General features: G+C 43.0%; 9 protein-coding genes. 7 read left to right on the top strand and 2 right to left on the bottom strand.

Going from position 1 to position 13,280, the window contains the following annotated elements:
* The first annotated feature begins 3 nt into the window (after nucleotides 1-3).
* Together ACMH5P_RS00725 and hemF are read left to right on the top strand one after the other, a co-directional pair.
* A complete protein-coding gene (locus ACMH5P_RS00725; RefSeq protein WP_459492400.1) occupies nucleotides 4-2,625 on the top strand; it encodes a transglycosylase domain-containing protein in 2,622 nt (873 codons plus the stop codon).
* A 2-nt stretch (nucleotides 2,626-2,627) separates the two neighbouring features.
* Nucleotides 2,628-3,512, top strand: coding sequence for an oxygen-dependent coproporphyrinogen oxidase (hemF, locus tag ACMH5P_RS00730; RefSeq protein ID WP_459492401.1), 885 nt, complete (start codon nucleotides 2,628-2,630; stop codon nucleotides 3,510-3,512).
* Between the two features lie 35 nt (nucleotides 3,513-3,547).
* On the opposite strand, the gene ACMH5P_RS00735 is transcribed toward hemF, so the two are convergent.
* Together ACMH5P_RS00735 and ACMH5P_RS00740 are read right to left on the bottom strand one after the other, a co-directional pair.
* On the bottom strand, nucleotides 3,548-3,949 hold the full coding sequence (locus tag ACMH5P_RS00735; RefSeq protein ID WP_459492402.1) for a hypothetical protein: 402 nt from the start codon (nucleotides 3,947-3,949) through the stop codon (nucleotides 3,548-3,550).
* 39 nt (nucleotides 3,950-3,988) lie between these two features.
* Nucleotides 3,989-5,035 (bottom strand): o-succinylbenzoate synthase, encoded by a 1,047-nt coding sequence (locus ACMH5P_RS00740; protein WP_459492403.1) that lies wholly within the window; start codon nucleotides 5,033-5,035, stop codon nucleotides 3,989-3,991.
* Between the two features lie 51 nt (nucleotides 5,036-5,086).
* Here ACMH5P_RS00740 and lpxK point away from each other — a divergent pair, with 51 nt between their 5' ends.
* Genes lpxK through ACMH5P_RS00765 form a run of 5 tightly spaced genes read left to right on the top strand, consistent with a single transcriptional unit; the run spans nucleotide 5,087 to nucleotide 13,261 of the window.
* Complete coding sequence (gene lpxK, locus ACMH5P_RS00745; RefSeq protein ID WP_459492404.1) at nucleotides 5,087-6,085, top strand: tetraacyldisaccharide 4'-kinase; 999 nt, start codon at nucleotides 5,087-5,089, stop codon at nucleotides 6,083-6,085.
* 29 nt (nucleotides 6,086-6,114) lie between these two features.
* On the top strand, nucleotides 6,115-8,079 hold the full coding sequence (locus ACMH5P_RS00750) for a putative porin (RefSeq protein ID WP_459492405.1): 1,965 nt from the start codon (nucleotides 6,115-6,117) through the stop codon (nucleotides 8,077-8,079).
* A gap of 40 nt (nucleotides 8,080-8,119) precedes the next feature.
* A complete protein-coding gene (locus ACMH5P_RS00755; protein WP_459492406.1) occupies nucleotides 8,120-8,626 on the top strand; it encodes a gluconate 2-dehydrogenase subunit 3 family protein in 507 nt (168 codons plus the stop codon).
* 3 nt (nucleotides 8,627-8,629) lie between these two features.
* Entirely contained in the window at nucleotides 8,630-10,339 is a 1,710-nt protein-coding gene (locus tag ACMH5P_RS00760) for a GMC oxidoreductase (RefSeq protein WP_459492407.1), read from the top strand.
* A 3-nt stretch (nucleotides 10,340-10,342) separates the two neighbouring features.
* Nucleotides 10,343-13,261, top strand: a complete 2,919-nt coding sequence (locus ACMH5P_RS00765; protein ID WP_459492408.1) for a PD-(D/E)XK nuclease family protein — start codon at nucleotides 10,343-10,345, stop codon at nucleotides 13,259-13,261.
* Nucleotides 13,262-13,280: the final 19 nt, after the last annotated feature.

A 13,280-nucleotide genomic window follows, 5' to 3' on the forward strand; every position in this document is an offset into this window, starting at 1 on the left:
GTTATGTTTCAAAAGATAAAAAACTATTACTCTTTGCTGAAAGACGGGGTGTTACGAATGTTGATCATTCTAATTAACCTTGTTCTAAAGGGTATGCAAAAGCTTTTGGGGCAAAAGAATTATGCAAAATTGGAAGCCATTGTGCTTTTAATTCGTACCGAGTATGAGTCAAGATGGAATCAATTACAAGCATATTATGATACGCGTGTCGATAAGGAATCCCCATATTACAAGCCCATTGTGCGAGTTTGGCGAATTGCGGGTAAGACATTTTTGTATATCTGTATTTATCTGTTTGTCATTGAGACAAATATTTTTTGGTTAACGGGCACGATGCCAAGTGTGGATGATCTTCAAAATCCTAAATTATCCCAGGCATCTGAAATTTATTCAGCGGATGGGGTTCTTTTAGGTAAGTATTTTGCGGAAAACCGTACGCCAATTCGTGATTTTAAATTGATTTCACCGTATTTGGTGAAGGCCTTAGTCGCTACGGAAGATGCTCGTTTTTATGATCATACGGGGATCGACTTTCAAGCGTGGGCCGGTGTAGCGGTGGGGATTGTTAAAGGCGGTGATCGCGGAGGAGGAAGTACCATTTCGCAGCAATTGGCGAAGAATTTGTTTAAAACCCGCACGAAAAAGAGTTTCACCAAAACGGGTCTTTTGGGGTATATCCCGGGTTTAAATAAACTCATTTATAAATCCAAAGAGTGGGTCACAGCGATCAAATTAGAGCGCTTTTACACAAAGGATGAGATTATTTTATGGTATTTAAATACGGTAGACTATGGCAATAATGCCTATGGGATTAAGGTCGCATCGAAAACCTATTTTAATACTTCACCGGATAGTTTAACTATTCAAGAAGCGGCTATTTTAGTAGGCCTTCAAAAGGCGACAACAACCTACAATCCAAAACGTTACGATGGTAAGCCCTTGGCTGAAAATAAGGCTTGGAAACGCCGCAATGTTGTTTTGGCTCAAATGGTTAAGGCGGGATATTTGAAGCAATCGGAATATGATTCTTTGGCACCTATGCCTATTGTCTTGCATGAAAATCAGGAATCTCCCTATGACGGAACGGGTAATTATTTTAAAGTTGCTGTCGCGAAATACATTCAGGATTGGGCAAAAGCCAATGAGATGGAGGTTGACCTATATCGAGATGGCTTGAAAATCATGACTACGATAGACTCGCGTCTACAAATTCATGCGGAGGAAGCCGTGGAAGATGGAATGCGGAGTACGCAAAAGTCTTTCGATAATCATTGGTCGGGACAAAATCCTTGGGTGGATGAAGCGGGACGCGAAATTCCTGGCTTTTTAGATTCAGCTGCCAAGCGGACAGATTATTACAAGGCATTGGTGACTCGTTTTCCTAAAAATCCCGATTCGGTTTGGCATTACATGAAAAATGTCAAACGCAAAATGTGGGTGTATTCGCGAAATGCCATGGGCGAGGAGCAGCGGGAAATGAGTGCACTCGATTCCATTAATTATTATAAGCGTTTTCTTCAAGCGGGAATGATGACATTGGATCCGTATACGGGACATATCAAGGCATGGGTTGGGGGATTGGATTTTAAATATTTCAAATACGATCACGTTAAACAGAGTAAACGTCAAGCAGGTTCAACCTTTAAGCCATTTGTTTATGCGGCGGCCATTGATGGGCCAAGGGATGTGTCACCTTGCTTTACGGTTGAGGATGCGCCATATAGCATTGAAGTCATTGGGGAAAATGGTGAAAAGAAAATGTGGAATCCCCACAATGCGGATGGAACATTCTCTTACAGTCACATGCCTTTGAAACGTGCCATCGCTAAATCCGTAAATACCGTTGCGGCGCGATTAACCAATGAAGTAGTAGGTCCCGATACCGTCATGTATTATGCCAAAAAGATGGGAATCAAAAGTCCCATGAAAGCAGTTGCCTCGATCGGATTGGGTTCAATTGATGTTTCTCTCTTCGAGATGATAGGAGCCTATTCGGCCTTTGTGAATGAGGGCATTCATGTCGAGCCGATGATTATCTCCGAAATTAAAGATCAGAATGGAAAGGTGTTGGCGAATTTTGAGCCAACGACCGAGCGAGTTCTTAAAAAAGAATCCGCTCAATTGATGCGATATATGTTAGAAGGCGTCGTACACGAAGGAGGAACAGCAAGTTCATTGCTTTGGGGGGATGGTGCTGTTCTTTTACCCACAGGGAACAATCGATATGCACATAATTTTGCGGGCAAGACGGGGACAACCTCGAATCACTCGGATGGATGGTTTATTGGGATGACACAAAACCTGATTTCGGGTGTTTGGGTAGGCGGAGATGATCGCTCCATCCACTTCCGAACGGGGGCTTTGGGTGAAGGATCAAAAACGGCATTGCCTATTTTCAAGCGCTTTATGATCAAAGTGGTTAATGACCCAGCCCTAGCCATGTATAAACCTGTGCCTTTCGATAAGTTAGATAAACGTGTTGTCAAAAAGGATTTTGACTGCGGCGCAGGAGAAAGTATTTTACCTGATTCATTACAGGTTTCTGACGCTGAGTTAGATTCATTAAATTCAATTATTGAGGAAACGGAGTCATCTGCTGATACCAGTACTTCTTCCCCTAATTAATTATGGTTAAAGAGCAAATAGCTGATTACTTTCGTGATCTACAAGATCGAATTTGTCGGGGTATTGAGGCTGCCGATGGAAGTGGTCAATTTGTGGAAGACCTTTGGGATCGTCCTGAAGGCGGGGGCGGTCGAACCCGTTTGATTCAAAATGGCTCTATTTTAGAAAAAGCAGGAGTTAATTTTTCAGCCGTATCAGGTCCATTGCATCCCAAAATGGTCACGAGTTTGAACGTTACAGAGGAAGTTGAATTCTTCGCAACGGGGGTATCCATTGTTATGCATCCCATAAACGCTTGGGTACCCATCATTCACATGAATGTTCGGTATTTTGAATTGAGTAATGGACAATCCTGGTTTGGCGGTGGAATCGATTTGACCCCACATATTATTATTCCGGAGCAGGCGAAGTGGTTTCACCAGCAAGTTAAAGCGTCCTGCGACGCATTCGGTCCCGATGTCTATGCCAAATACAAGACTTGGGCAGATGATTACTTTTACAATACCCACCGACACGAAACGCGTGGGATTGGGGGGATTTTCTTTGACTATTTAAAAGAGGATAAAGAAAAGACTTTCGATTTTGTCAAGTCGGTAGGTGAATCGTTTGTGCCTATTTACAGCCATCTAATGCTGGCAAATGCCAATAAAGCGGTAAGTGAGCAAGAACGTAATTTTCAATTATTACGTCGGGGACGCTATGTCGAGTTCAATTTAGTGCACGATCGCGGAACCAAATTTGGTTTGGAGACGAACGGCCGGACGGAGTCGATTCTCATGAGTCTACCTCCTTTGGCATCCTGGGAGTATATGTATGATGCCTCGGGGTATCCAGAGGGCCAACAAACCTTGGATCTCTTAAAAAAGGGAATTGATTGGTTAGCATAAAAAAAGGTGAGGATTTCGTTCCTCACCTTTTTTCTTTATTTCTTTTCTTCCCAGACAATTTCGAGTCCTTTGGGCGTCATGAGTAAAACGCGGGTAGGTGAGGGAAGCAAGACCAAACGAGCAGCTGCAGCCGGGTCCTCGATCCATTCAACTTCGACGCCTTCTTTCTTACTGATTTCCACTTCACCATCTTCCGTCTCTACGAATTTCTTCGCTAAGTATGCCGTAGGAAGCAATACGTCCGACTCTGGGCAGTGTTTCAAGTGAACTTTCTCTAATATCTCTTCGAGCTGATCACCATATTTTTCGTTGAAATCATCTTCTAAGTCATGTAACAACTCCTCTACATCATCGTAGGTATCATCTGAGTAGCTTAACTTACTTAATTTCAATCGTTGCTCTAAAATGGCAATCATCGCCTCGTCAATCGTATTCATGCGGATAAGTTTAATTTTTGCAAAACAAAGATAGCGTTTTTAGTCAAAAGGCGTGGCTCTTTGTACATCAGTTTTTTGGTAAATATTCCCTTGTTGGATATAAAGGCCACTTTCAAAATTATTGGTATACAACTGTCCCGTTCCCAATCCTTGGGGTAATGGATTCGAGAAGCTTGCCGTGAACTGAGCGATCGCTTGTAAACCCATGTTCGATTCCAAAGCCGAGGTAATCCACCACTTAATTCCTAAGGATTCTGCTGCCTCAATCCATAATCTTGTCGCTTGGAATCCGCCTAATAAAGTAGGCTTAAGGATAATGTAGGGCGGCTGAATGGCCTCCAGTAATTCCTTTCGTTTCTGAACACCTATTAATTCCTCATCTAAGGCAATGGGAAGGATGTTACGTTCACATAATTCGCGCATGGAGTCCCATTGGCCGGCGTGAATGGGTTGTTCGATCGAGTGCAAATCAAATGCCGCGAGGCGTTCGAGTTTGGCTTCAGCTTCTTTGACCCGGAAAGCCCCATTGGCATCCACTCGAATTTCCAGCTCTGCAGGACTGTAGCGATTTCTGATTTCCTTCAGGATTTCAATCTCCTGTTCAAAATCAATGGCACCTATTTTAAGTTTCAGGCAATTATAACCATCCGCCAATTTGGCATCAATCTGCTTTCGCATGAAGGCGGGATTCCCCATCCAAATCAAGCCATTTATCCGAATCGGCTGCTCTTGTAAGGAAAATGGATTACTGAAATAGAGCCCATTGCCCTGATTCATCCAATCAATTAAAGCCATTTCCATGGCCATGCGAAGGGAAGGATATTCAAAAGGGATGTTTTCAATATAGTTTGAGATAGCATCAAACGATGTGGGCAACTCGGGTAAGGATTGTATGATTCGCTGAAAGGTCTCTGAACAATCTGCCTCAAATTCCGGACTTAATCCCTTCAAGGGCCCCGCTTCCCCGATTCCCTTTTTTCCATTTTTTTCAATCTGGATAAAGTAACTTGTTTTCTCGGTCAATACACCCCGTGAAGTACCCGCTTCAAAGTGAAAATGTAAAGTATGGGCTTTCAGTTGAATCATGCCTGCAAGTTATTATTTTCTATTGAATTGTTTATTTAGTAGTTTTAACGAATGTTTAAACGCCTCCTTTTTTATTGTTTAGCCAAAATCTACGGTCAGATTACTGCCTGGAGAAACACGCTCTATGATAATGGCATTTTCCAATCGACTTCATTCGAAAAGCCAAAAACGATTGTGGTCGGGAATTTAGCGGTTGGCGGTACCGGCAAAAGTCCATTTGTCGCTTATTTAGCACAAAATTGGCCCTTTGACGAACGTTTAGGGATTTTAAGCAGAGGTTACGGTCGGAAGACCCATGGCTTTCGAATGGTCAATTCAGATTCTACTGCCAGCGAAGTGGGGGATGAGCCTTTGGCCTACAAAAAAATGATGCCCGAGATGACGGTGGCAGTTTGTGAAAAACGCGTGATGGGGGTTGAAAAATTGCAATCCGAGGTGGATATGCTATTTTTAGATGATGCCTTCCAGCATCGTGCCATTAAAGGCCATTTGAATTTTGTTTGTACAACCTACGATAAACCCTTTTTTGCGGATAAAATGTTGCCCTTAGGCCGATTGCGTGAATCGGTGGAAGGAATCAAGAGAGCGAATGCCATTATCGTCAATCGCTGTCCGGATGTTTTATCAGCCGAAAAGAAAGCAGCATTTGAGTCCTACGGTCAACCTGTTTTTTATACAAAAGTAACGTATGGAATGCCCGATGGGGCTAATCTGGAAGAGATAAATCAATGGCATTTAGTGGCAGGCATTGCGGATCCCATGCCCTTTTTTAAACATGCCAAGCAATTAGGGGATATTCGAAGCCAAGAATCCTATGAGGATCATTATGCCTTTTATGAGGCTGATTTTCAATATTGGGAATACATAGCGAAGCAATGTTCATCGGACACGGCCATTTTAACGACTCACAAGGATTACATGCGTTTTCAGGAACGTTTGTCGGGATATCCAACCCTTGCTCAACGATTATATTATTTACCGATGCAGATGGAATTTGTTTCATCGGAATCAGAATTTTGGGCTTGGATGAAGCAAAGCCTGAAGCGCTAAAAATAATTAATTACCTTTGCGCTGTGAAAATGCGGTCGATTTACCCCTTTCTTGTTTTGCTTTTTGTTTCCTTGGAGGTATTTGGTCAATTCCCTACGAACCAACAAGGTGCTATCAATCCCGCGAATGCTGGATTTCCTGACCCCAAATTACAGAAGAATACAGGGCAAAATACCTCCAATAAAACCGGTCGGGCAGCTTTGGATGATTCCACCAAACAAATTTATGGGCCGAATACAGTGCACTATTTTTTGGAGTCGGATGCCATTAATAGCGATGTGATCAAACGCCGAGTTGATACGTCCTTAACGTTCATGCATCGTTATTTATATCAAGAAAGGGATGCTTTTTTATCCACAAATCTCGGCAATCAAGGAACCGCATACCGGCATATTTTTACCCTAGCGCCTCGAAATATAGGTACACAATTAGGTTACAATGCCTATTTGCCTTATTCGTTTCAAGCCGACCAGATTAAATACTATCAAACGAAATCGCCCTATTCGGACGTGACCTATAATTTGGGGGCCGGTGGGCAAACAAATCTCAACTTTGCTTTTGCGCGTAATGTCGATTCTTTATGGAATGTAGGAATTGAATTGCAACGTTTGGTAGCTGATAAAAACTTGACCGATGTTGCATTTAAATCGGGTGATCAAAGCTTGACGGGACAATGGGGAGTTGTTTTGCATACGAATTTGACCTCCAAAAATAAGCGCTACCGTTTTTTGGGGCATATCAATTATTTCGATCAAGGAACAAATGATCAAGGTGGAATAAAATTAACCAGCGGTCAAACACCTGCTGCTGCGCTCAAATACATCGATAATACGGCTCTTTTACCTGATTCGAAAACCCAATCGAATGATCAATTTTTAAAGTTACATCTCTACCATGAATTTATTGGATTCAAAGGCTTGCAGTTATTTCAAAGTCTTGACGCCGAAACACGTAAGGTGAAATACAGGGATTTAGCTTATCAAACGAATTTATCCACAGGTTTTTATCCACGCACTTACATTAATTACATTCAAGCACCTACGGACGATTCGCTTTATAATGAGAATCAGTGGAAAATGTACAGTCACCAAACGGGTATCAAAGGAATCTTCCGTCAGTTTACCTATCGTGCGCATGTCAAGCAAAGATATTGGTCAGCATATAACCCGCTCAATGAAACGACCTTAGATAAGTTGGAAAATTATGTGGGTTTATGGTTGCGCCAACAAGTGGGCAAGAATCTCGATTTTCAAGCCGAAGGGGAGTATTTAATTGGTTCAGATTATTTACTGAAAGCAAATTTGAGTTCTCCTTGGTTTTGGGCGAAATATCAGCGGACTTCGGTGAGTCCGACCTTGGTGAATCAATGGGTATATAACTCGTCTTACCGTTGGAAGAATGATTTTAAGAACATTGAATTTGATGAATTAGCTGGAGGAATCGAAGTTCAATCCAAGCATTTTAATATTAAGCCTTCGGTGACGATTCAGCGAATCGGCTCTTGGGTTTATTACGATAGTTTAGCTACCGCCCATCAAAGCAATGCTGCCATTGCCGTGTTTAGGACTTCCCTGACCATGGGTGGAAATGTGGGGAAATTTGAATGGAGCACGAATGTACATGCTAATACGCAGACGGGACCTGATGTGATGCGTATGCCGGCCTTGGTGGCCAATGCGAATTTGGCCTTGAACGTTCAATACAAGAAATTACTCTACATGCAATTTGGTTTGGATGTGATTCATCAATCAGCCTATTTTGGGGATACTTATCAACCTGCTATTCAGCAATATCACCTGCAAAATCGGTATGAATTGCCAGCTTTCGTTCAGGTGGATCCGTATGTTTCACTTCGTATCAATCGCGTACGTGTCTTCTTCAAAATGGCCAATGTGACGCAAGGAATCCTGACGGATAATTATTATTCGGCCTATCTGTATCCTGCCATGAGTCGGGGCTTCGCCTTTGGTGTCAAGTGGCTTTTATTTGATTAATTTTTAATATGTTTGTAGGGTATTTTAAAACCTATCAAACATGAGAATGTCGAGTCGCCGTGATTGGTTAAAAGGGATGACCTTAGCAGCCCTAGGAACCGTTGCCTATTATGATTTGTCGGCTAAATCCAAACCCACCTCTTTTTCTTTATCGATTGCCGAAGAAGATACCCTCAATCGCTGGATTGGCGGAATTATCCCAGAATCTTCTATTCCCGGAGCGCTGAGTTTAGGGGTGCCGGTCTTTGTCAAAACGATGTTGAAAGACTGTTATGAACCGAAGGCTCAGGAAACATTCCGAAGTGTTTTAGGGCAAATACCAAGTCTATTCAAAGGGGATTGGTCGCAGGCAAATGGACCTGCCTTGGAGGCGTTCTTGTTTGAGTTAGATAACGGAAAACATGGGGCAGACGCGAAGAAGGCGATGTCGACATTGAAGGGCTTGACCATTCAAGGCTATGTGACGAGCGAATATGTCATGGTAAATCATTTAAATTATCAAATGGCACCTGGATTTTGGAACCCTTGTGTACCTGTAAAACAATAGACAATGGAAATTTTAAATCATGCGGAGAAGCGTACCTATGGTGCCATTGTCATTGGTTCCGGTATCGCGGGTGGCTGGGCTGCCAAAGAATTTTGTGACAAAGGTATCAAAACCTTGGTACTGGAAAGAGGCCGTAAGGTGACACATAATGAAGATTATCCGACGACTTTAATGAGTCCTTGGGAGTTTGAACATCGCGGTCGATTGACAAATGAGGAAATTGCGGCCAATCCAATTGTGAGTAAATGTTATGCTTTCCGCGAAGATGCGAAGCATTTCATGGTGAAAGATGTAGAGCATCCTTATGTACAGGATAAACCTTTTGATTGGATCCGGGGATATCAAGTCGGGGGTAAGTCCTTGCTTTGGGCACGTCAAACCCAGCGTTGGTCTCAATTTGATTTTGAGGGTCCGGCACGTGATGGTTTCGCGACGCCTTGGCCGATTAATTACAAGGACATCGATCCATGGTACAGTTATGTAGAGCATTTTGCGGGAATTTCAGGAAATAAGGACGGATTGGACTCCTTGCCGGATGGCGATTTCTTGCCGGCGTATGAGTTGACCTGTGTGGAAAAACATTTCCAGGCCGAAATGAAGAAGCATTACAAGGATCGTCATGTGATCGTGGCGCGGTGTGCGCATTTGTCGGAGCCACGGGAGATTCACTACCAACAAGGTCGTGGGCGTTGCATGAGCCGTAATTTATGCCAACGTGGTTGTCCTTATGGGGGCTATTTCAGTTCCAATGCCTCGACATTGCCATGGGCTGCGAAAACGGGAAATATGACTTTACGTCCGGATTCGATTGTAGAATCAATCATATACGATGAGAAGAAGGGGCGTGCGACGGGAGTTCGAGTGATTGATGCGCATACCAATGAAATGGTGGAATACTACGCAAAAGTGATTTTTGTAACGGCTGCGGCCTTAAATACGAATGCGGTTTTATTGAATTCTAAATCACATCGTTTCCCGAATGGTTTGGGTAATGACAGTGGTGTGTTGGGCAAATACATTGCGTTCCATAATTACCGAGCATCATTGTCAGCAGAGTATGAGGGTTATTTGGATTCGAAAACAGAGGGTTCCCGTCCAACATCCGGTTATGTACCACGTTTCCGTAACTTATACAAGCAAGAAACGAATTTCTTAAGGGGTTATGCGGCGGGAATGAGTGCGGGAAGAGGCAGTCACTCGGATCAAAATTCAGTCGGGGAGAGTTTGAAGAATTCCCTTTTGAATCCGAAATTAAATACGAATTGGTATGCGGGATCTCATATGATGGGGGAAACGATTCCGAAGGAAACGAATCAGGTTCGTTTAGATCCGTCAAAGAAGGATGCACATGGCTTACCGATCATGCACATGGATGTTTCCTACGATGACAATGACGATAAAATGGTTCAAGATTTCATCGAACAATTTACGGAGATGTACACGAAAGCCGGATTTAAAAACATCCGTACACGTGATTCAAAACAAGCTCCGGGCTTGGATATTCACGAAATGGGGGGTGTTCGCATGGGGGCTGATCCTAAGACATCGATGTTGAATAAGTGGAATCAAATGCACGCGGTGAAGAATGTTTTTGTGACGGATGGAGCCTGTATGACCTCTACTTCGACGCAAAATCCATCCTTGACCTATATGGCCTTAACGGCTCGTGCAGTTGATTATGCAGTAAAAGAGATGCGTAAAGGAAATATCTAGTCAATGAAGTCATTTTTAAGGAAGACGGCCGAGTATTTGTGGGAGGCGCATGGAATGGAGGAGTTGCAGCACATTGCCGTGGTGATGCCTTCCCAGCGTGGCGTTTTGTACCTTAAAAAGGAGTTGGCCTATTTAGGCGATCGTCCTTTTTTAGCGCCCGACTTCATGACGATTGAGGAGTTTGCTTTGCAGATGACGGATTCGACGTTGATTGATCCGATCGATTTGCTTTTTGAGGCCTACACATGTTTTAAGGAAGTTGATCCTTTGGTCGACTTTGATCGATTCATGGGCTGGGGCCAAATGATGCTTAAGGATTTTGATACGCTCGACATGTATTTAGTCGAGCCCTATCAAATCTTCTCTTTTCTATCTGAAGTGAAATCGTTGGAACGCTGGGGAGAGGCCTATGGCGAGGAGGATACGAGTAAATACATTACCCAACATACCCAGGCTTATTTCAAGCTCTATGACCATTTATTGGAAGTATATGGTCGTTTACAGGCACGAATGAAAGATCGAGGTTTGGTCTATCGTGGGATGGCCTACCGGGAATTAGTTGCCCGATTGGATGAAAACCGCCCTTTAGCCAAAAATTATAAGAAAGTTTATTTTGTAGGTTTTAACGCCTTATCTAAAGGAGAGGAAGAGATCATTCGTAAATTACTCAAATTGGATTTAGCGGAGACACTTTGGGATGCGGATGAATACTATGTAACTAACCCCTTTCATCGTGCAGGAAATTGGTTACGTGAATTTTCAGATCCGAGTCATGCTAAATTTTTAGGGAAAAATAAGTTTCAATGGATGGAAAGGCATTTCGCCCAAAATCCAAAGGAGGTAAATATCTTGGGCGTAGCGAATCCGAGTGCTCAGGTATTTGTGGCCATGGAATTGATACGATCTTGGCAAGCTGAATATGGCGCTGAGGAACAGGTGGCTTTGGTTTTGGGGGATGAGTCGTTATTGGACCAGGTATTGTTGTTTGTGGGAGAGTTTAAGGACCGACTGAACATTACGATGGGTTATTCGCTGAAGAAGACTCCTGCGTATTCATTCTTGAATCTTATTGGTGAGATTTATAAGCGTCCGGTTCAGTCGCGCATTCCCGTTGGTGTTTTTCAATCCTTGATGCAGCATCCCATTATGCAGTATTACATCGATGGTCGATCGAAGAAAGCATCGAAGGATTTGAATCGGGATTGGAGGGCTTTATTTGGGAAACAGGATTTGTATGTTTCGACAGAGTCCATACGATCTTTGGTCGCCTTACCTGTGTTGGCTGATTTGTTTCAATTTGGGGATTTCAAAACGCTTTTGTCAAATTTAACCAAGGCTATAGATAAGATTTTAAAGGAGATACCCAATGCAGATTGGGGGGCTGATGCGCAAGCAGTAACGCAGGCAAGCCGTGTGATTGATAATTTGTCGGAGTCGTTGAAAGAATTACCTGAGGAAGTTTCGATGAAGGTGGGCTTGAAATTGTTGTTGAATTTGGTCCAACAACAGAAATTGACTTTTGAGGTAGCGGAGCAAAAGAATCGAACCTTGCATGTCATGGGTCTTTTGGAGACGAGAACCTTGGATTTTGATCGGGTAATTGTCTTGTCGTTAAATGAGGGAAGTTTGCCGGGTACGCGGAAGCGGGAAAGTTTGATTCCTTTGGACATTGCGCAAATGAATACCTTTGATTTGCCTACGTTCACGCAGGCCGATGCGGTAACGTCTTATCACTTTCATCGTTTATTGCAAAGACCTCGTCAGGTGGAATTGATTTATGTTCAACCTTCGGAGAAATCGAGTATCAAAGAAATGAGTCGGTTCATCAAGCAATTGCGATTGGACTGGCCCAATCAGAACCCAAATTTACGGTGGTCTGAGCCACAGGTTCGTTTTGCCTTGGAGGAGCGTAATCAAGTGGATTATGTCCACCGAATTGAGAAAACGGATGAGGTCATTGAGCGCTTGAAAATAACCTTGGAACAGCGCGGGCTATCGCCTTCAGCGATGAATCAATTTGCGACTTGTAGTTTGCAGTATTATTACAGCTATGTATTGAATTTGCGGAAAGAGAAAGAATTTGAGGATGAGATGGGGGCGGATGTTTTCGGTACGTGGGTTCACAAGGTATTGGAGAATGTTGATCAGAAAATATTGGAAGAGCATCAGGGTTGGGTAGATCAATCGAATGTGGAAGAAAGAATTCAGCATCTTGATACCTTGTTGGACGAAGCGATGGCTGAAATCCAAGAGCGTGAAGGGGTTTTCGAGATGGAGAAGGGATTTAATTTTGTTTTGAAGGAGGTTGCCAAAACTTTATTGGAGCGTTATTATCAAGCAGAGCGTTCGTGGAATACGGAACGTGTGCAGTTGTTGGATACGGAGTTGGATTTAAATACCATGGTTCCGGTTCAATATGAGGGTCAGTCATTTGAAGTCAAATTAAAAGGGCGTGTCGATCGTTTAGATCGCTTAGCCTCTGTTTATCGGATTATAGACTACAAGACGGGTAAGGTGGAGCAGAAGGATTTAACGATTGGAGAGATTGGGTTGAAGGGCAAATTGGAGTCTGAGGACTTAAAGGGGAAGCTTTTACAATTGTGGTTATATAAATATTTACTAGTCAAGTCGGTTCAGGCGGCAACACATGAAATTTTTGCCGATTTGGATTGGCGTCAAATTCAGGTAGAGCCGGGAATCATTTCATTCCGAAATTTAGGTGCTAAGGTATTAACCGTGCCGGGTACTGGTTTGTGGTTTTCGGAGGCTCAAAGCATGGAGGAATTCCTGATCGATTCGGAAAAGGTCATTCAAGTTTGGATTAATCGGATTCTGGATCGAACGACTGCCTTTGAAAAGACAAAAGATTTGGATGCTTGTCAATTTTGTGACTTCAAGGTAATTTGCCATCGGGAGATTTAAGTCGTAGTTTTGTGTTTTA

It is taken from the genome of Aquirufa sp. 5-AUSEE-100C1, assembly GCF_054558655.1.